We start from the raw sequence: 18,913 nt of genomic DNA on the forward strand, positions 1-18,913 counted from the left end.
CAAATGACCAACGGATCCCACCTTTACGGGGGTCCGCATCACAGATAAGGATCGATGATGATCACACACTCCATGACGACAGGAACACGGCGACGTCTGTCGAGAATCGCCGTCACAGCGGCACTCGCGGCCATTCCGCTGGCCGCGGTCACCGCGCCGGCTTTCGCTGCCACCACTACACCAGCGCAAGTACAGGTGGACCGGGACTGGCACGACGGGAACCACCACGACAAACAGCACGAGAACTGGCAGGACACCGACCCCTGGCCCCCGCAGACCGACAATCAGACCCCCGCTCCGACCACCAACCCCTTCGCCGGGCTGCTCGCGACCAACCCGTTCGCCGGGTTGTTCGGGTCCAGCTGACACCGGGTAAGTGGAATACGAAAGTGAGCTGAGGTCCGATGAGATCATCCCCGTTCGGTGCGCTCGACACCCTGGCCGTCACCGCAGCCACCGGAGATCGGGACGCCGCCAGGCACCTGCTCGACATCGTCTGGCCGATCCTGGTCAGACGTTGCCGGGCCGAACTCGACATCACAACAGCTGATTCCGTTGCGACAGCGGTATCGTCGACGGCGCTGCGCGCATTTCCGCACCGCCGGCCACCCCAGCAGCCGTTGCTGCGCGTCCTCGAGGCGACCACGAACTCGATGATCGACCGCACCGGCGCGGCCGACCCGGCATCCCGGCAACCCGGACCGCTCGCGGCCTTGCCGCGCCCCCAACGAGAGGTCCTGATCCTGCGACTCGTGGTGGGACTAAGTGTCGACGACACCGCGACCTCCCTCGGGCGCACATCCGCCGAGGTGCTGCTCGACCAGCATCGCGCCCTGCGGAAATTGCGCGAGATCGGCATCCCCCACGAACGACTACCACCATCGCGACGATGATGAGGAGGGTCGCGATGCGGAACGAGGCCGAGCGGCTTACCTGCGCCGACACCACCACCCGGCGCATACTTGGCCCGGTGGACGCCGCCATCTCGTCGCACCTTCGATCGTTTCCGCGGGCAGCCTGGACGTACATCCGGCGGGCCCCCGGCACCTACGTCTGGCTGGCGATACTGCTGGTGACGACAGTGGTGGCGAGGCACCTGTCGCCGGAGGTGCTCCACGACGTGTTGGGTAACCGCTCGACCAACCTGCACCATCTCGCCGAGGACCCCGTCCGAGTCCTGATCGCGAGCGCCTTCTGGCTCGCCGGCGGCGGATGGATCACGTACTTCATCGTCTACAACGTCTTCCACGTGCCTGCGGAGCGGTGGCTGGGAACACTGCGATGGTTGTGCGTGGTGGTGATCGCGCACGTCGGTGCCACCTACATCAGCGAAGGTGCACTGTATGCGGCGATCCGTCATGGCCGCGTCCCTGCCTCGGCGGCCGACACCCTCGACGTCGGCGTCAGCTACGGACTGGCCGGGGTGGTCGCGATCCTCACTTACCGAATCGCGGCGCCCTGGCGCTATCTCTACCTCGCCGGCGTGCTCGCCTTCTTCACGGTTCCCCTCTTCGTGCATCTGACCTTCACCGCGATCGGCCACTTCGCCGCCGTTCTCCTCGGCCTGTGCTGCTACCCGCTGACCCGTGCCCGCACCGGCACCTGGTCGCCCGCCGACACGGCCCGAAAATTTCGCCGAGAGCAGGGCAACGCGTAGGCAGGCGTCACCACAGACGCCGAGGCCCGACACCGATCGCAGATCGGTGTCGGGCCGAAACGTCTGCCACGAAGCGTGAACTGCTAGTTGAGCTTCTGCGGCACCCCGTAGGTCGTGACGGTATCGCCCCCGGCCGTCACAGCTGTCGCGTACGGCCGGATGGTGACTGCCCCGAGCGCGCCGGAGATGGAACCGTGTATGCCCTGCAATCGCACCGATGCCGCCGGGCCGTCGAACGACTGGTTCTCCAGGAGCGGAACTGTGGTGATGCCACCCGGTGCCAGATCGATGTCCAGTTCCTGGGACGGAATGATGTCGCCGGCGAGGTCAGCGTGGTTCGACGCATTCAGGCTCAGCGAGGGTGTCGGGACGAGGCCGAGGTCGATTCCGTTACTTGCGCCGATCACGAAGCCGAGACCCGGCGAGTTGAGCACCACAGTGGCGCCGGACAGCGCGATCGGATAGCCGATCTGGTAACCGATGGTGAGTGTGGTGCCCTTGAACTCCGCGGCATTCGGCCCGGTGATATTCACCCCGGCGTAGCCGTTGTGAAAGAACTCGACCGACGTGGGCACACCGTCCAACGGCGGAACGACCTGAAACTGGGTGTCACCCTGCAGGACCTCGACGCGATTACCCCTCGCATCGACGACGGAACTCGAATTATCCACGCCTGCAGACGCGGTCCCATTTCCCAGCACCATCGCAAGCGCCGCAACACCTGCGACCGCGAGGGCGCGGGTAAGACCGGTGTACTTCGAGCGAGATTTGCTGATGTTCGTCATACCGACCCCATTCGTTCGGAATTTTCTACGAAATACGTAGGAGCTGAGGGTAACCGGCGATTCAGCCTGCTGCTCGGGATACGAGGAAAACCACAAATCCTGGCCACATCGGCAGCGATCACCCCTCCTGCGCGCACACCGACGGCTCCCGCCGGCCTCTGGGGTCGCGGCTGGCGGGAGCCGACGAACCGGAGCTCATCTCTCGCCTGGGAATGAGGGCCCGGTGCACTGACGTATCGGTTGCATCGATCATCATCAGCGTCCGAATGCTATTCCACCGCAACGTTGTCCGGAAAGTACTGAACGCCGATTCTCAGCGGAGTCTCAGACACGCCCGGACCCCGGCGGGCGAGCCCGGCGCCTCTCAGCGTTCCCACAGGATGCCGGGTGCATACTCGCCAGTTGACAGCAAGGACCCAACCGACAGAGGAGATACAACAGACGCACATCGGAACCGTCCCACCACCACCGCGAGCGGTAAATGCCTTCTTTCCAAAGAGTTTCGGCACATCGCCCGTGAGACAGCGCTGCCTTCCCATGAGACTCGATCACCCGAATTCCGCTTCGCGGCAACAGGGTTGAGAACGGAAGGCTCACCGCGAACGCGGCATGCGAGGTCACCTCGACGAACGGCTCGGCGTCCGGAATGCCTCTTGCATCGGGCCTCTCGGACATCCCGGGGCCCTGGCCGGGATAGGGTGGTCACGTGTTCGATCACAGGTCTGTGCAATGAGGGTGCTGGTCGTCGAGGATGAACCCCGGCTGGCCCAGATGGTCCGTCGCGGCCTCGAGCTGGAAGGATTCGTGGTCGTTACCGCCGCCACCGGACCCGACGGGCTCTGGCGCGCCACCGAGGAATCGTTCGATGTGATCGTGCTCGACATCATGCTGCCGGGGATCAGCGGGTATCAGGTCGTCCGCGAAATCCGGGCAAGGCAGAATTGGACGCCGATCCTGATGCTGACCGCCAAGGACGGCGAGTACGACGAGGCCGACGCATTCGACCTCGGCGCCGACGACTATCTCACGAAGCCATTTTCCTACGTCGTGCTGGTCGCGCGGCTGCGGGCGCTGGTCCGGCGCGGCGCACCCATGCGGCCGGTAGTACTCACCGCCGGGGACCTGAGCCTCGATCCCGGCCGCCGCCGGGTCACCCGCGGGACCGAGGAGTTGCAGTTGACCCGCCGCGAGTTCGGACTGCTCGAGTACCTGATGCGGAACCCGGACACCGCGCTCACCAAGAACGAGATTCTGCGGAACGTGTGGGACGCGAATTACGCGGGGGACGAAAATGTCGTCGAGGTGTATGTGGGGTATCTCCGTCGCAAGATCGACACCCCGTTCGGTACCCGCACGATCGACACGGTGCGCGGGGTCGGTTATCGACTCACGACCGGCTCTCCGGACGCACCTCCTGCACCGGAAGCGTGACCACCACTCGTGTCCCGCCGTTCTCGGCCGCGTCGATGCGCACCGAACCCCGATGCGCCGACACGATTTCTGCGACGATCGCCAGTCCGAGTCCGGAACCCCCGTGAGCGCGGGAGCGGGCGCTGTCGAGTCGCACGAAACGCTCGAACACCCGCGCACGATCGGACTCGGGAATGCCGGGTCCGTCGTCGTCGATGGTGACGCACGCCTGGCGGCCGGATCGGGACACCCCGATGGTCACGGTGGTGGCGGCGAATCGGACGGCGTTGTCGACGAGGTTGCGCACCGCCCGGGACAGCTGGGCGGCGTCACCGCGGATGCGGACCGGGGTGAGCGCTGCGATCACCGTGACGGTGGTGTCGGCGCGGGAGCGGCGGACTTCGGTGTCGACGATGTCGTCGAGATCGACGTCGGCGACCCGCAGCGGCAATCCGTGCTCGTCGGCCCGTGCGAGCAGCACCAGGTCGTCGACGAGAAGCTGCATGCGGGTGGTCTCGGGACGCAGGGTCCCGCGGACCAGGTCGCGGTTCAGGACTTCGGGCCGCGCATCGGCTACGTCGAGGGCGGTGGTCAGCGTGGCCAGCGGGCTGCGTAGCTCGTGGGAGGCGTCGGCGATGAACCGCCGCTGGGCCGCGTGCCCAGCCTGGATGCGTGCGAGCATGTCGTTCATCGTGCGGGCGAGCGCGGCGATCTCGTCGCGTGGACGCGGCACCGGGACCCGTTCACCGAGGTCGGTGGTCGAGATCGCGGCGACCTGGGTGCGGATGCGCTCGACCGAGCCCAGCGATCGGCGCACCAGCTTGTAGGTCACTCCCGCCGCGACGAGGGCGATGACCGGTGCTCCGGCGGCGACGAGCCCGCCGACCGTGGCCAGGGTTGCTTCCACCGACTCCTCACTCGCGGCCACGATCACGGTGTAGTCGCCGCCGACCCCGTTCGCCCCTTGCACGGTGGTCCGCAGATCTGCGCCGCCTGTTTCGTGAGCGACCAGACTGCGGATCGGTGCACCGCCCACCGGTGGCCGCACCACGGTGACCGGGAGCCCGAGATCATCCTGTGAGGAGCGCACCACCGCGCCGGCGTTGTCGACGACCTGCACCAGAGCGATGCGTTGGTCGGTGTCGAAGAGTTGACTGTCGAGGTCAGCGGGCGAATCGGTGCGCAATCCAACGGTGAGGTCGGCGGCGCGGCCGGTCGCGGCGTCGTCCAGGGCCGACAACAGGGTCCGGTCCAGCACGAACAACAGGGCTGCGGCACCGAGCACCAACGCGACCGCCACCACCGCTCCGGCGCTCAGGGCCGAACGCAGGGCAAGCCCCCACTGCGAGGGAATGAGCCACACAGGTGCGCTGTTCATGGGGCCATCCTCCGCCACCGGACACCCGCGGGCGAGAAACCGGAACGGCGCGCGAGGACGTCATGCCGCTCGTCCCGTTTTCGCCGCATCGACAGGTGAGACCGCGTGTGGGGGATCAACCTGTGTGGCACTGTGCCAGCGATCAGAGCCTCGCCGCATCCAGATGCCGTAGAGCGCGGAACCGATCAGGGCGGCGAGTCCGCCGAGGAGAATTCCGCCGATCACGTCGGTGAGCCAGTGCTCGCCGAGGTAGAGGCGGGTGACCGCGACCACCACGGTCACCGTGAACGCCGCGACGAGCAACAGCCCGCGCCGGGCAGCTGGCGACCCGTGTCCGAGGATGACCGCGACCATGGTGAACAGCACCATCGCGCCCGTCGCGTGCCCGGACGGGAACGAGTGGTCGGTCTCGAGGAGTACCTGGGACACGATCGGCGGGCGCGACCGCCCGACAATGGATTTGGTGAGGGTCGACGCGAGCGCGGCAGCCCCGACGGTCGCGATGAGAATCAGTCCCGGGACGAGTGATCGTGCCCGCCGGGACAACAGCGCGCCCAGCACCACCGCGATGAGGACGGTGCCGACGGGGCCACCGGCGTCGGTGATCGCGATTGCCGGGCCGGTCACCCACTCCGTCCGGTGATCGGCGAACCAGCCCAGCACAACGGGATCCGCGGTGGTGACCCACGCGCCGACCCTGACCTGGTAGGCCAGCGCGATCAATGCCACGGTCAGCCCGAGGATCTGCAGGCCGATCAGCGGTGGTGTCGCCGAACGCCGGTTCGTCCCCGCCACCGCCCGCCAGGTGGTTGCGGCCAGGAAAACAGCCGCTCCGGCCACCAGCAGCGAGAATGCAAGAGCGGCGCCGGTGCTCTCGTGCACGTCGGCGGCGGCGTCGTGGGCTCGTCCGATGAGATTGTCGTGATGCCCATACGCGGATGCCCTCGAAAGCAAAAGGAGTGGTGGTGCCTGTTTCACGTTCGCAGTATCGGCGCCGGCTGCTGTGGAAGCGCTGAGAGCACGACCGGCGTCGACCGGCATCCCAGAGGGACGCCGTCTCTCAGCGTCCTCACAGCGCGCCGCGTACATACTCGGGCCGGTTGACCGAAATCCACTGATGATTGGAGCTCCGACGCAATCACCCACTGCCCCCGCAGAGCCGATCGTGGTCACCTTGCGCGGTACGACGATGAGTCTCCTGCGAATCAACTACCGACTGTCGCGGATCCCGCTGCGATTCATCGAAGCGGTGCTGACCCGACTCGACGAACAGGCGCCGATCCGGCTCGCCTACGAAGAGGTCCTGATCGAATGTGATCGCGCCGCCGCCCAACTGCTCGGTGATCAGAATGCGGACAGGCGCGCGACCGAACTGCACCGGCATACGGCCGCTGTGCGGGAGGCGATTACGCGCGCAAACAGCAGGCGCGACCATCATGGCCTGATACTCCTCGACGAACAGCGCGATCGGTTTCACCGTCGGCGCCGCCACAGGCAATTCGAGGGCATCTCCTGACAGCACCCGGCCCGATCACGCCGTGCTCAACAGCATTCGGTTCGAGGCCTACACCCCGGTGGACTGCGGCGACAGTCCGAAGGCCGCAGTCAGCATTGCCCGGCCGCATCCGAGGACAACGCGGCGAGCTGGTGCCGAACCGCGGCGGTGACGCGCTGCCGGTCGTCGGTGGCGAGGAGATCGAGTAGGGCGCCCCGCAGTACCGCCAACGCCGCGGTGCGACGGACTGCACCGGCCTCGCTGTCCCTCTCCGGCTGTGGTTGGCACGAGGCGAGGACGGCCAACCAGTCGTCGACCGTCGACCGGGCGAACCCGGCCCACGCACCGTCGGGTTCGACGAGTGAGCGGGCGTACGCCTCGGTCCACAACCGCAGCAACGGACGATGCTCCACGGCGGCGAGCCACTCCCATACCCGCTCGACCGCCGCGGGCAGCCCGATCGGCTCCGCGCCCGCGCCCTGCCCGAGGCGGTCCAGCATCGTCAGCTCGTCGCTGCGGGCCTTCGCCAGCAATGCGCGCACCAAGCCGTCCTTGTTGCCGAACAAGAACATCAGCACACGTGGGCTCGAGCCGATCGCCGCCGCCAACGGACGCAGCGACAGATCGGCCAATCCGTGCTCGAGCGCGTAGCGGTAGGCGGCGTCGAGCAACTCGGTCTGCCGCGCGGACGGGGTTGTCGTTTCCGGGGACACGGCGGTAGCCTACCTCTACTGAAACAGTCGTGTCAGTGAGCGCACTGAGTATCACCCGCCAGGAACGCGCTCCGGGAAAGGAAACCCATGTCGTCGCAACCACCCGAGCGACCGGAAGTCGTGGTGCGCCCGGCCGATCGTCCCGGCGATCTGGGCTGGGCCGTGATGGCCCACGGCGAGATCTACCACCAGCAGTTCGGGTGGGACGCCGACTTCGAGGCGCTGGTCGCACAGATCGTCGCCGACTACGCCACCGACCACGACCCGGCCCGGGAAGGCGCCTGGATCGCCGAGGTCGACGGCCAGCGCGTGGGCTGCGTCTTCTGCGTCGCCGGCGACGAACGCGCAGTCGCCAAACTGCGGATCCTGCTGGTCGCCCCGGCCGCCCGCGGTCTCGGCGTCGGGTCCCGGCTGGTCGAGCGATGCATCACGTTCGCCCGCGACGCCGGCTACCGGCAGGTCACGCTGTGGACCAACGACGTGCTGGCGTCGGCCCGCAGGATCTACGAGGGTGCCGGGTTCGTCCTCACCGACGAAGAACCGCACCACAGCTTCGGCCACGACCTCGTCGGCCAGAACTGGACCCTCGACCTGAGCGTGACCACGACGGCGACCGGGAACTGACAACCTACGGAGGCGCCGGCAGCATGTCGAGGACGGCCCGGTCGGCGCCGGCGGCCGTCAACGCCGACCGGGTCGCGGCGAGCCACGCATCGGCCCACGCCGGTTCGATGCCGCGCAGCAACTGGTACTGCGCGCGCCAGGACGCGGCCCGGAATCCGGGCTGTTCCGGTGGATGCAGGCGCAGAGCGATGCGCTCGGCCACCGACTCCGCGACCCAGGACACGAACTCGTCCGGATCGGCGGTGTGCCGGTCCGACAGCAACCGATCGCGTTCCCGGACGGTCAGATGCCACCCGCCCTCGGGCGCACTCCAGCAGAACGGACGCGCGTCCTCGTGCGCCTGCCCGAGCGCAGGCAGATCCTCCGGGAGCGCACCCATCCGCCCCGTCACCTCCAGGATCCGCCGGCGCATGTCGCGATCGAGCAGGTCGTCGTTCAACGGATCAACCATGTACGCGTCACTGCAGCGGGTACACGCTGCGCACATACCCGGCGCACCGCAGCCAGCTGACATCGACCTTCGTCCCGCATTCGGCGACCTGCGGCAGCAACTCGGGCACCACCTCGAACTGCGTACCGAACCCCTGCTGCTCGAACCACGGTGCAATAGGACCGGTGTACAGGGGAAGGGGCTTGGTCACGACGTAGACGTGGTAGTTGCAGAAGTCCGCGGGATCGGACACCAGGTTCACCGGAGGAAGCGCGCGGGAGGTGTAACTCGCGCCGGCCGGGGCCAGGAAGTTGCCGCCTTCGCTGCCGTACCGGTCGATCAGCGTGCCCACATCCAACTGCCCCTGCACCCGCCGGGGGTTCCCGCTGCCGTCGAGGACGTAACCGTTCTTCGGCGGGTACTTGTAGGAACCCGCCGGAAGCACCGTCGGATCCCAGTACTTGCTCAGAAACTGATCGGCCGTGAGATCGCCGGTGCGCTCGTATCCGGCAAGCTGCTCGGCAACCGGGAACAGATCCGACAGCGTCTGCGGTCCGAGCCTCCGGTCACCGTCGAACAACTCCGTCGAACAACCCTGCCCGCCGAGAAGATCACTCGAACCTGCCGACGAACCCGGCGCCCCACCGGCGACCGCCCCTTCGGCGAACAGAATCGACAACACGAACCCGACCACAAGGAACAGCTGGCGATAGCGACGCATAACGAACCCTTCCCCCTCGAATGACGATTCCGATGCGGTCCCATCTGACCGGGCATCGAGCACAGCAAGATCATTTACGAGAGAATCGTGACAGATCCGTCCGCGATCGTGACCGAACTTGCGACCGCGCGTCGCCCCCAACGGAATAGCAGCCACCACCGGGGTATCCGATCCCGACACACGCCGCGCCACGCGCGTGCCCGATCGACGCGGCCGAGCCCAGCCACCCCTGACCTGGTCCTTAGCGAGCACCGTCACACCCCCCGGGCGCATCCCGTGCCGCCGGGGGCTCTAACCTGGCGGGTCAGAACACGCAGATCACGAGGTTGAAAATTATGGCCACCGATTACGACGCTCCCAGAGTCACCGATTCCGACGAGTCGACGGACACGTCGCTCGAACAGCTGACCGCCAGCAGGAAAGATTCCCAATCACCCGCGGTGGACATCGACGACACCGACCCCGCCGAGTCCTTCGACCTGCCGGGCGCCGACCTGTCCGGTGAGGAATTCACCGTCCGCGTCATCCCGAAGCAGTCCGACGAATTCACCTGCACCAGTTGCTTCCTGGTCCATCACCGCAGCCGACTCGCCCCGGGTGGGCAGCTGATCTGCCGGGACTGCGCCTGACAACACCGATGCGCGCGCGTCCGCGGCTGTGACCGGACAGCGCCGCGGTCCGGTCACAGCCGCCTGCAGGCGATCGGACATACCCTCGGCGGGTCGGCGGAACACGAGGTTCATCGTTCGGCGATGAGTTCGGCCGTCTCTCCGGGTCTGTCTGTCTGTGTCCCGGTCCATCCGATCGTTGAAGGAGTCGCGCATGCCCCGCACCCGGATCCACAACATGAACATCTCCCTCGACGGCTACGCTGCCGGCGACCACGTGACGTTCGACGCCCCGATCGGCGGTGCCGAACGGCTGTTCGCCTCGTTCGACGGACGCGTCATCCACGGGGTCGACCGGGTCGACGACCCGATCACCCTGGACCGCGCCGTGACCAGCCTGTGGGGCCAGGGCATCGGTGCGGAGATCATGGGCCGCCGCAAGTTCGGGCCCCAAACCGGCGATTGGCCCGACGACGGGTGGCGGGGCTGGTGGGGCGACGAGCCGCCCTTCCGAACACCGGTGTTCGTCATGAGCCATCACCCACGCCCCAGCATCGACTTCCCCAACGGAACCAGCTTCCGCTTCGTGGACGCGTCACCCCCCGAGGTGCTGCGCATGGCCCAGGACGCTGCCGACGATCAGGACGTCCGCATAGGCGGAGGCCCCTCGACGGTGCGGCAGTTCCTGCAAGCCGACCTGATCGATTTCATGCACTTGGTGATCGTGCCCATCACCCTGGGGCGCGGCGTATCTCTCTGGGAGGGCTTGGACGGCATCGAAGACCGCTTCACCGTCGAGACCTTCGCCTCCCCCAGCGGGCTCACCCACCAGTTCTGGAACAAGAACGGTCACGACTGACCCCGGTCCTTCGGCCGGTCGGGATCGTCTCGGGCGATGACGACAGGGTGGCGACGTCTCAGGCGGGGCGCGAGTCCGAAGTGACCGGTGCTGCATCGTGGAGTACCACACAGCATCGGCCCGGCTCGGGTGCCAGTTCGGCACGCGCTCCGCTCCGGCCGCTACCGGCGATCACTCCCTCGACCAGTCGTAAATTCAACCCGCACACGACCTCCAGGTGGTCGCGGGCAACCCGGTGAAACGGACAGTTGCGTAGGTCGACACGACCGTCCGCGTCGATCTGAGGGAGATATCCGCAGCCGCGGAGCGCCGTCAGGAGGTCTCCGCCGGCGTCGGCCGCAGCCCGCTTGCCGGCGTCGAGTGCTGCCTCGTTCAGTGCCGCCCTGACGGCTCCGCTGGTGTCATGTTCGACCGAGGAGACCAGCAACCGGGCAAGCAATTCATAATCCCGGGGCGGCACGCTGACAGACATTTCCGTCGCCGCCCGGGTGTAGAGCTTCGCGGGGCGCCCGGCGCCGGGCCCGCCGCGACCGGCCGGTCTCTGGTAACTGACCGTCAACAGCTCGGCGTCGGCCAGCTTGTCGAGGTGATAGGCCGCGAGGGTTCGGCCGATGTCGACGGCGGCAGCCGCTTGCTCCCGCGAGACCGGCGTGTCACTTTCGGCCACGAAATCATAGAGTCTGCGCCGCAGCGGATCGTCCAGGTTGCTCAACGCCGCCAACGTAGTTGGGGCTGCGGACCCGGATGCGGACATACCCCGACTGTAACACCAAACAGTATTGACAAATAGGGTGCGGCGGACGATTCTAAAACTACTTCCCATTATTTTTACAAGGAGGTTTTCTGATGGCCACCCCAACGCCCGCACACTCGCCCGGGCCTCTCGAACGCGCCCGCAGCGACCCCGCATACAGCGCGTTCCTCTTGCTGCGGATCGGATTCACCGTGCTCCCGATCGCCATGGGCCTCGACAAGTTCACCAACGTGCTCACCACCTGGGAGGACTACCTGGCACCGTGGATCGTCGACCTGAGTCCACTCGATGCGCACGACACCATGCTCGTTGTCGGAGTCATCGAAATCGTCGCCGGGATCGCCGTCGCGATCAAACCACGATATGCCGCTTATATCGTGGCCGCCTGGCTCGCCGGAATCGTGATCAATCTGCTGACCTACCCGGGCTTCTACGACATCGCACTGCGCGACTTCGGGCTGATGCTCGGCGCACTCACCCTCGGCCGGTTGGCCTACGTGTACGACCCCGCCTGGCACAGACACACCGTTCCATCCGCGAATCTCGCTGCAGCATAGCGATATCGATCGCTCACCTGATCGCCTCCCGCGCGACAACACTGTCCTCGCGTCCACCCGACCGGGCCCACCGGCCCCGTCGGGTAGAGGGTCAGATGTGGAACAGCATCGTTTCTGCGGTCAGGCCCGGGCCGAATGCCATGGCGCAACCGGAGCCTGTGGGTCCGCCGTTCTTCGCTCGTTCCATGATTTCAGCGAGAACGAAGAGGACTGTCGCCGAGGACATGTTGCCGTAGTTGTCGAGTACATGACGGGACGGTGCGAGGTCTCGATGGTCGAGTCCGAGAGACTCTTCCACGGCGTCGAGGATCGATCGTCCACCGGGATGCACGGCCCACAGGTCGATGGAATCCTTGTCGGCGCCGGCCAGGATGGTTTTCAGATTCTTCTCGTCGAGTGCTCGCGAGAGGGCGCCGGGGACCTTTCCGGACAACACCATGTCGAAGCCGATGTCTCCGATGCGCCAGGTGATCAGCTCGGAGGTGTCCGGAACCATGACGGCGTTGAACGAGTCCAGAGCGATGCCTTCCTCGTCCGCGGATACCAGCACCGCGGCGGATCCATCACCGAATACGAGGAACGACAGCATCGTTTCGAGCGACTCGGACCGCTGCAGGTGAAGCGAGCACAATTCGAGGCTGACGACGAGCACGCGGGCACCGGGTTCGCTCCGCACGATGTGATGGGCGAGTTTGAGTCCGTTGATGCCCGCAAAGCAGCCCATGAAGCCGATCTGGGTGCGTTCGACGGACGAGCTGATTCCGCACCGCTTGATGAGCTCGAAGTCGATTCCGGGGGAATAGAACCCGGTGCAGGTGACGACGATCAGGTGGGTGATCTCGGCGGCACGGTCGCCGAGTTCGAGACCGTCGACGGCCCGGACGGCGAGATCTGGTGCGTTACGTTCGAATTCGACCATCCTGGTCGCGGTGTCCACCTTGTTCGGATCGTCACCGTAGAAGGATTCCGGTGAGGCGATACCCGCCCATCGGTGCGAGATCTGGCACCTGTCGGCCATCCGGCGGAAGAGCAACTGCTTGCGACGTTGGCTGAACGTGCCGTCGGCGAAGTCGACGAATGCCTGATGGACATCGTGCTCCGGAACAACCGTACTGATGCGATTGACAAAGGCAGTAACCATGACGGGGTGCTCCGAAACTGGATGAGGAACCGATGGAGGCAGTGTGGGTGCAATCGCTGAACCGACGACGGCGAGAACGTTAGACCGCGTTCCGCCGCTCTGCAAGAGCACCGTCGGTCGCCGCTGGAGAGTACGGTCGCAACGTCATGCAAGTTCCGTCGAGCCTCTGCAGGAGAAACCGATGTCGTCGATCCTGCTGTGCAGCGCCCCGCTGACCGGCCATGTGCAGCCGATGATTGCGATCGGCCGACAGTTGGTGCAGGACGGGTGTGAGGTGTCGATCCTGACGGGGCGCAAGTTTCGGCCCCACGCCGAACGTGCCGGGATCCGGTTCATCACGCTCCCCGACAGCTGCGACTACGACGAAGCCTCGCTCAACGAACGGTTCGCCGGTCGCGCCCGGCGTCCGGCGTTTCTCCGGTCCCGGTTCGACGCGGAGCGGATGTTCGCGGCGCTGCTGGCGGACCAGTACCGTGCCGTACTCGAGGCGCTCGATCGGGTAGACGCCGACACGATCCTCGCCGAGAACCTGTTCCTGGGCATGCTTCCGCTGATTGGCCGAAACCCGGGCACTCGCCCGCGCGTGTTCGGCGTGTGCACATCCCCGCTGATGGCAACCAGCGTCGATACCGCGCCGTTCGGTCCGGGACTGTCCCCGGCGACCGGAAGGCTCGGACGTCTGCGCAACCGGGTACTCAACGCCGGCGCGCGGGGCGTCGTTCTGCGCCGGGCCCAGCAGGTCGCCGCGGCAGCGACACGTCACTGCACCGGGGCCGAGCCCCCGTGCTTTCTACTGGACTGGGTGTTGCACGCCGAGACGGCCTTCATCCTGACCACGCCCGGCTTCGAGTATCCGCGAAGCGACATCGGACAGCGCCTGACCTTCGTCGGCCCGATTCTGCCTGCCGCCCCCGGCGACGCACCGAAGCCGACGTGGTGGGACCGCCTGAACACCGACCGGCCCGTCGTCCTCGTCACACAGGGCACCCTGGACAATCACGACCTCGGCCGCCTCGTCGAGCCGACCATCGATGCCCTCGCCGACTCCGGTGCGCTGATCGTGGCCACTACCGGGGGACGCCCGATCGAGGCGGTGCGGCGTGACTCTCCGAATCTGATCGTGTCCGAATTCGTCCCCTTCGACCTCCTCCTTCCACACGTCGACGTCATGGTCACCAACGGCGGCTGGGGCGGGGTTCATTTCGCGTTGTCGCACGGCGTCCCCCTCGTCGTCGCGGGCAGTACCGAGGACAAAGCGGAGGTGGGTGCGCGACTCGCGCGCTCCGGTGCCGGCGTGCGGCTGCGCTCGGGCAGCCCCGGTCCGGCCCGGATTCGCCGGGCTGTCGAGACCGTCCTCCGCGATCCCGCATACCGGACCCGCGCCGAGGAATTGGCTGCCGAGTTGGCCGAACTCGACGCAACCAGATCGATCTCGCAGGTGATCATAGGTCGCGCGCGATCAGGTTCGGTCGGCTAGGTTCACTCCATGCGCAAACGGGTGTGGTGGATCATTGCGGGTGTCGTCGCCGTGATCGTGCTGGTTGTCGGCGTCGGACCCTGGGCGTATGCGAAGTTTCTGCACGGTGATCAGCCCGATGCGCTGCACCTGTCGGACGACCCGGTGGCCGCCGCGACAGGCCCCCTCGACGGCACGTGGTCCGTGTCTCCCGGCTCGCACGCCGGGTACGAAGTCTGGGAAACCTTGAGCGGCCAACGAACCTTCGTGCGCGGTCAGACCGATCAGGTCACCGGTACCGCAGCTGTCGAGAATTCCGTACTCACAACAGGGACGGTGAAGGTCGACGTGAAATCGATCGCCACCGACGACACCCGCCGGGACAACATGTTTCGCACCCTGGTGATGAACACAGCGTCTCAACCCACAGCGACCTTCGAGATTTCACACCCCGTCGACCTCTCCGAATTGCCTGCCGACGGCACCGCGGTCACCGTCCCCGTCCACGGCACACTGACATTGCGCGACCAGACCCGCGACGTGACCACGAATTTCCAGATCCGCAGGTCTGGACAGAATATCGAGACGGCGGGCGCGATCGACACGGTCTGGACCGACTACCAGATCAACAAACCGACCCTCTTCCCGAACATCGTCGTCGAGGATGCCGGACAGGTGCAGTTCGCGATCGTGCTGAGCAGGAGCTGACCGACGATCACCACCAATCGGATTCCGCCCACCGTTCCGGTTCTGATCGTCGGCGGCGGACCCACCGGTCTGACGACCTCGAACCTCCTCTCCCGCTACGGCATCGAGAGCATCGTCCTCGAACGTCACCGCGGTCCCTATCCACTTCCGCGGGCCGTCCATCTCGACGACGAGGTCCTCCGGATCTTGCAAACGATCGACGCTGCCGCCGAGATCACCCGAATATCGCGCCGCGCACTCGGAATGCGACTGGTCGACGCCGAGCTACGGACACTGGTCGAGATCCGGCGTGACCGCCCGGTCGGGTTGCACGGTTGGCCGGAGACCAACATGTTCGATCAGCCTGACCTGGAACAGGTTCTACGGACGAACCTCGAACAGCGCGCGGCGAATGCCCTCGTCTCCGGATGCGAGGCCGTCCGGGTGCAACGACGACCGAACGACACCGTCGATGTCACGATCCGCGACACCCGCACCGGACACGAGACCGTCACGACAGCCCGGTACGTGCTCGGGTGCGACGGCGCGAACAGCATGGTCCGATCCGTGATCGGCACAGGCACAAGAGATCTCGGGTTCACACAGCGATGGCTGGTGGTCGACGCCGAGTACGACCACGATCTCGGGATGTGGCCGGGGGTCCACCAGGTCTGCGCCGGCACCGGATCTGCAACGTTCATGCAGATCGGTGACAACAGATACCGCTGGGAATTTCGCCTCCCGGACGAGTGCCGATTCGACTCCGACGACGACATCAGCCCGGCCGACGTGCGCGACCTGCTCAAACCATGGGTACCGGCAGGAGACACCGGTCTGCGTGTGCTGAGGCACACCATCTATTCTCACCGCGCCCAGGTCGCACGCGTCTGGCGCAGGGGACCGTTCATTCTGCTCGGCGACGCCGCCCACCTCACGCCGCCATTCATCGGGCAGGGTCTCGGTGCAGGACAACGCGACGCCATGAACCTCGCCTGGAAACTCGCCGCCGTCCTCGACGGCCACGCCGACGATCGACTGCTCGACACCTACGAGCCCGAACGCAGCAGACATGTCGTCCGGGCCATCCGCGCCGCCACCGCGATCGGCCGAATCATGGCCACGCGCCCCACGCGTCCCGTTCGAGCCGGACACGCTGTGCTGCGCCGAGCATCGGCGCTACCGGGACCCGACGCACTGGCGACACGCGTCCTCGCACCATCGCTGCGCGGAAGTGCACTGACTCCCGGCGTCCTCGCTCTGCCGTCGTACCGGACCAGGACCGTCGGCACACCGATCCCGCAGGACGTCCTCGACGGCGAGACCGGGACCGCGAGAACGGACAGCGTGCTCGGCCCCGGCTTCGCACTCGTCTGCGCCGGGGAGCCGCCGCACGCCCTCGCCGATGTCGGCCGCCGACTCGACGCGAAGGTCGTCACCAGCGGTTCCCTCGCGGGATCGACCGGTGAAATCAACCGCTGGATGCGACGCAATCACCTCACCGAAGTGCTGGTGCGACCTGATCGGATCGTCCTCGCTACTGTCGACCACCGGGGTCGCATGAGTCCGACAACGTCCTGGTTGCCACTGCTGACCGCCGATCCGGGTGAAGCACGGTAGGACCCGATCGCATCCCGGACGGCCCCAGTGAGGTGGTGGGGTCAGCCGAGGTCGATGTCGGCGTAGATCGCGGCGTGGCCGGAGGAAGCGTGCACCGGTGCGGTCATGGTCGGAAAGTGCTCGAACAGCGTGCCGTGCTTGCCACCCCAGACACCCTTGCGGAAGATCGCCCCACCCGTCGCCCGATCGAACAGCGCAGGAGAAAGCAGCACATAGTCGATCTTGTTGCTCGCAGTGCCATTGGCGTAGGTTCCAGGCCGGCCGCCGTCATCGAACCCGGCCACTTCCGAGATGTCGCGCAGATCCGTACCGACCAGCAGCGGCTCGAGCGACGCACTGTCGGGGGTGTCGTTGAGATCGCCGACGACGGCCCCGAACTCCGCGCCGTCGGCGCGCAGTTGCCAATAGATCGCGGCGACCCGCTCGGCCTGCCGAAGGCGGCGCGCGTTGCTGTCGGCAGGCGTGCCGTAACCCAGCGAGGCCGCGATCGTCGTTGCCGTCGATCACCATCGCGTGCGGAAACAGCGGCTTCCGATCCTGGTCGACGATCACGGCCTCGGTGAAACGCTCGAGAGCGATCCGACCCTCGACCTCGACGACGGCAGCGATGTCGGCGTCCACCTCGCGCAACACCTGGGCGGTGTGCGTCATCGCCAGCGCATCGACGCGTTCCTTCGTCAGCTCCACCCATCCGACCCAGTCGCCGCGCCCGTCGGCAACGACCGACACCGCGGCCTTCGAACGTTTGACCAGTCATCCGCGGACCTGTCGCAGTACCGCGTAGGTGGCGGTGTCGGATCGGTCGAGATCCAGGGCGACCAAGAGATCGAGGATGAGCTTCTTGTCGTCGCTGCCCATCGCGCGGGGACGGGCGAAGAGGTTCTCGACGTTGAACGAGGCAATGTTGAACGAGGCAATACAGAGCGAGGTGGACGACACGATGACTCCCGGTTTGACTTCGGACGGCGGAGAAGACGACGGGGTGATGGTCGATCGAGCACGGTGCGAGCCCAGGCCCGCAGTCGGCAGCCTATCCGGGCGCCGACCGGAACGGAACACAACCGAGCCACACCCGCACGACCGGGAACGATCCTGGATAGGCACGAAAGGCGTTGCACCCTTTACTTATCGGATCGTCAGTCGATTGTTGCACTGCCGACTGTTCACAGGGCATCCGGCCAATCCACCGCGCCTGTATACCGAAAGTTCTCCGACTGTGAGCGGCATGACTGATTTTCCCCAGGAGTGGGTATCCCCGGGCTGTGCGCCATCCGGCCCGCCCGGTCTCGAGCCTGGTGCCAGTCGATCGCGAGAGGAACTCCGGGGACGATGCGGGAACAATTCGACGAGCAACTCGAACAGATCAGGGACGACCTGGTCGAACTGTGCACCCTGACCGAGCCCGCGATCGACTGCGCAACCCGGGCCGTGCTCGATACCGACCTCTCTGCAGCCGACCGCGCCACCGAACTGAGTGCCGACATCGAGGCCCGCGCCGGAGAACTCGATCATCGAGCACTCACGCTGATCGCCCGCCAACAACCGGTGGCACTGGACCTGCGATCCCTGATCGGCGGCATGCACAACATCGCAGATCTACGACGGATGGGCAGCCTGGCGGCACACATCGCCGAGGTGGCCCGGCTGCACCATCCCGAACCGGTCGTTCCCCACGAGCTGCGGGGCATCATCTCGGACATGGGCGTCGCCGCCACCGCGCAGGCCGCGGCGGCACGAGAAGTCCTCCGTACCCGCGACGAGGCGGCCGCATTGGACCTCATCTGGGCGGACGAGCGAACCGACGAACTACTCCGCAGACTGTTCGCCGCCACCAAGAGCGACGAGTGGCTGCATGGCGCCGCGTCCGCCGTGAACATCACATTGCTGGGCCGATTCTACGAACGCTTCTGCGATCACACCGTCGAGATCGGGCGGCGCGTCATCTTCGTGATCACCGGAGAAATTCCCGACCAATGACAGCTCGGCGGAACCGGATCCGTCGGCTGAGCACGGACGCCCGG

At 66.4% G+C, this 18,913-nt stretch carries 23 protein-coding genes; 13 read left to right on the forward strand and 10 right to left on the reverse strand.

Annotated elements, in window-relative coordinates; all coding sequences use genetic code 11:
* Positions 1 to 72: 72 nt before the first annotated feature.
* The 3 genes from P3H15_RS41235 to P3H15_RS41245 are packed head-to-tail and all read left to right on the forward strand — an operon-like array spanning position 73 to position 1,657.
* On the forward strand, positions 73 to 366 hold the full coding sequence (locus P3H15_RS41235; protein WP_276142560.1) for a hypothetical protein: 294 nt from the start codon (positions 73 to 75) through the stop codon (positions 364 to 366).
* 38 nt (positions 367 to 404) lie between these two features.
* A complete protein-coding gene (locus tag P3H15_RS41240; RefSeq protein WP_276142561.1) occupies positions 405 to 893 on the forward strand; it encodes a sigma factor-like helix-turn-helix DNA-binding protein in 489 nt (162 codons plus the stop codon).
* A gap of 14 nt (positions 894 to 907) precedes the next feature.
* Positions 908 to 1,657: a rhomboid-like protein gene (locus P3H15_RS41245; RefSeq protein WP_276142562.1), complete on the forward strand. Its 750-nt coding sequence runs from the start codon at positions 908 to 910 to the stop codon at positions 1,655 to 1,657.
* Positions 1,658 to 1,740: 83 nt separating this feature from the next.
* Here P3H15_RS41245 and P3H15_RS41250 read toward each other — a convergent pair whose 3' ends face one another.
* On the reverse strand, positions 1,741 to 2,442 hold the full coding sequence (locus P3H15_RS41250; protein WP_095865539.1) for an MspA family porin: 702 nt from the start codon (positions 2,440 to 2,442) through the stop codon (positions 1,741 to 1,743).
* Between the two features lie 729 nt (positions 2,443 to 3,171).
* On the opposite strand from P3H15_RS41250, the gene P3H15_RS41255 reads away from it, so the two are divergent.
* Positions 3,172 to 3,873 carry a response regulator transcription factor gene (locus tag P3H15_RS41255; RefSeq protein WP_095865538.1) on the forward strand — a complete coding sequence of 234 codons (702 nt, stop codon included), beginning with the start codon at positions 3,172 to 3,174 and terminating at the stop codon, positions 3,871 to 3,873.
* Here P3H15_RS41255 and P3H15_RS41260 read toward each other — a convergent pair.
* A complete protein-coding gene (locus P3H15_RS41260) occupies positions 3,830 to 5,230 on the reverse strand; it encodes an ATP-binding protein (protein WP_276142563.1) in 1,401 nt (466 codons plus the stop codon). The two genes, P3H15_RS41255 and P3H15_RS41260, sit on opposite strands and share 44 nt — an antisense overlap.
* Before the next feature lie 60 nt (positions 5,231 to 5,290).
* Positions 5,291 to 6,208, reverse strand: coding sequence for a phosphatase PAP2 family protein (locus P3H15_RS41265; protein WP_276142564.1), 918 nt, complete (start codon positions 6,206 to 6,208; stop codon positions 5,291 to 5,293).
* Between the two features lie 211 nt (positions 6,209 to 6,419).
* On the opposite strand from P3H15_RS41265, the gene P3H15_RS41270 reads away from it, so the two are divergent.
* Positions 6,420 to 6,746: a hypothetical protein gene (locus tag P3H15_RS41270; RefSeq protein WP_276142565.1), complete on the forward strand. Its 327-nt coding sequence runs from the start codon at positions 6,420 to 6,422 to the stop codon at positions 6,744 to 6,746.
* Between the two features lie 89 nt (positions 6,747 to 6,835).
* Here the strand turns inward: P3H15_RS41270 and P3H15_RS41275 are convergent, their stop codons facing one another.
* Positions 6,836 to 7,438, reverse strand: coding sequence for a TetR/AcrR family transcriptional regulator (locus tag P3H15_RS41275; RefSeq protein ID WP_276142566.1), 603 nt, complete (start codon positions 7,436 to 7,438; stop codon positions 6,836 to 6,838).
* Positions 7,439 to 7,525: 87 nt separating this feature from the next.
* On the opposite strand from P3H15_RS41275, the gene P3H15_RS41280 reads away from it, so the two are divergent.
* The gene (locus P3H15_RS41280; protein WP_276142567.1) at positions 7,526 to 8,062 is read left to right on the forward strand and encodes a GNAT family N-acetyltransferase; all 537 of its coding nucleotides are present in this window, start codon (positions 7,526 to 7,528) and stop codon (positions 8,060 to 8,062) included.
* 4 nt (positions 8,063 to 8,066) lie between these two features.
* Here the strand turns inward: P3H15_RS41280 and P3H15_RS41285 are convergent, their stop codons facing one another.
* Positions 8,067 to 8,513, reverse strand: coding sequence for an Imm63 family immunity protein (locus P3H15_RS41285; protein WP_276142568.1), 447 nt, complete (start codon positions 8,511 to 8,513; stop codon positions 8,067 to 8,069).
* A 7-nt stretch (positions 8,514 to 8,520) separates the two neighbouring features.
* A complete protein-coding gene (locus P3H15_RS41290; protein ID WP_276142569.1) occupies positions 8,521 to 9,213 on the reverse strand; it encodes a TNT domain-containing protein in 693 nt (230 codons plus the stop codon).
* 335 nt (positions 9,214 to 9,548) lie between these two features.
* Here P3H15_RS41290 and P3H15_RS41295 point away from each other — a divergent pair, with 335 nt between their 5' ends.
* Both P3H15_RS41295 and P3H15_RS41300 read left to right on the forward strand, forming a co-directional pair.
* The gene (locus P3H15_RS41295) at positions 9,549 to 9,842 is read left to right on the forward strand and encodes a DUF4193 domain-containing protein (protein WP_276142570.1); all 294 of its coding nucleotides are present in this window, start codon (positions 9,549 to 9,551) and stop codon (positions 9,840 to 9,842) included.
* 193 nt (positions 9,843 to 10,035) lie between these two features.
* Entirely contained in the window at positions 10,036 to 10,680 is a 645-nt protein-coding gene (locus tag P3H15_RS41300; protein WP_276142571.1) for a dihydrofolate reductase family protein, read from the forward strand.
* A gap of 58 nt (positions 10,681 to 10,738) precedes the next feature.
* Here P3H15_RS41300 and P3H15_RS41305 read toward each other — a convergent pair whose 3' ends face one another.
* Positions 10,739 to 11,434, reverse strand: a complete 696-nt coding sequence (locus tag P3H15_RS41305) for a metalloregulator ArsR/SmtB family transcription factor (protein WP_276142572.1) — start codon at positions 11,432 to 11,434, stop codon at positions 10,739 to 10,741.
* Between the two features lie 92 nt (positions 11,435 to 11,526).
* On the opposite strand from P3H15_RS41305, the gene P3H15_RS41310 reads away from it, so the two are divergent.
* Positions 11,527 to 11,991 carry a DoxX family protein gene (locus P3H15_RS41310; protein ID WP_276142573.1) on the forward strand — a complete coding sequence of 155 codons (465 nt, stop codon included), beginning with the start codon at positions 11,527 to 11,529 and terminating at the stop codon, positions 11,989 to 11,991.
* A 91-nt stretch (positions 11,992 to 12,082) separates the two neighbouring features.
* Here P3H15_RS41310 and P3H15_RS41315 read toward each other — a convergent pair whose 3' ends face one another.
* Positions 12,083 to 13,132, reverse strand: a complete 1,050-nt coding sequence (locus tag P3H15_RS41315) for a type III polyketide synthase (RefSeq protein WP_276142574.1) — start codon at positions 13,130 to 13,132, stop codon at positions 12,083 to 12,085.
* A 181-nt stretch (positions 13,133 to 13,313) separates the two neighbouring features.
* On the opposite strand from P3H15_RS41315, the gene P3H15_RS41320 reads away from it, so the two are divergent.
* The 3 genes from P3H15_RS41320 to P3H15_RS41330 are packed head-to-tail and all read left to right on the forward strand — an operon-like array spanning position 13,314 to position 16,892.
* Entirely contained in the window at positions 13,314 to 14,609 is a 1,296-nt protein-coding gene (locus P3H15_RS41320; protein WP_276142575.1) for a glycosyltransferase, read from the forward strand.
* 9 nt (positions 14,610 to 14,618) lie between these two features.
* Positions 14,619 to 15,296 carry a YceI family protein gene (locus P3H15_RS41325; protein WP_276142576.1) on the forward strand — a complete coding sequence of 226 codons (678 nt, stop codon included), beginning with the start codon at positions 14,619 to 14,621 and terminating at the stop codon, positions 15,294 to 15,296.
* Between the two features lie 42 nt (positions 15,297 to 15,338).
* Positions 15,339 to 16,892: a bifunctional 3-(3-hydroxy-phenyl)propionate/3-hydroxycinnamic acid hydroxylase gene (locus P3H15_RS41330; RefSeq protein ID WP_276142605.1), complete on the forward strand. Its 1,554-nt coding sequence runs from the start codon at positions 15,339 to 15,341 to the stop codon at positions 16,890 to 16,892.
* 41 nt (positions 16,893 to 16,933) lie between these two features.
* On the opposite strand, the gene P3H15_RS55595 is transcribed toward P3H15_RS41330, so the two are convergent.
* Positions 16,934 to 17,380, reverse strand: a complete 447-nt coding sequence (locus P3H15_RS55595; protein ID WP_346348836.1) for an endonuclease/exonuclease/phosphatase family protein — start codon at positions 17,378 to 17,380, stop codon at positions 16,934 to 16,936.
* A gap of 265 nt (positions 17,381 to 17,645) precedes the next feature.
* Complete coding sequence (locus tag P3H15_RS41340; RefSeq protein ID WP_276142578.1) at positions 17,646 to 17,831, reverse strand: hypothetical protein; 186 nt, start codon at positions 17,829 to 17,831, stop codon at positions 17,646 to 17,648.
* Positions 17,832 to 18,221: 390 nt separating this feature from the next.
* On the opposite strand from P3H15_RS41340, the gene phoU reads away from it, so the two are divergent.
* The gene (phoU, locus tag P3H15_RS41345) at positions 18,222 to 18,869 is read left to right on the forward strand and encodes a phosphate signaling complex protein PhoU (protein WP_276142579.1); all 648 of its coding nucleotides are present in this window, start codon (positions 18,222 to 18,224) and stop codon (positions 18,867 to 18,869) included.
* Positions 18,870 to 18,913: the final 44 nt, after the last annotated feature.

Origin of the sequence: Rhodococcus sp. T2V (assembly GCF_029269925.1) — a bacterium.
Lineage (GTDB): Bacteria > Actinomycetota > Actinomycetes > Mycobacteriales > Mycobacteriaceae > Rhodococcus_F > Rhodococcus_F koreensis.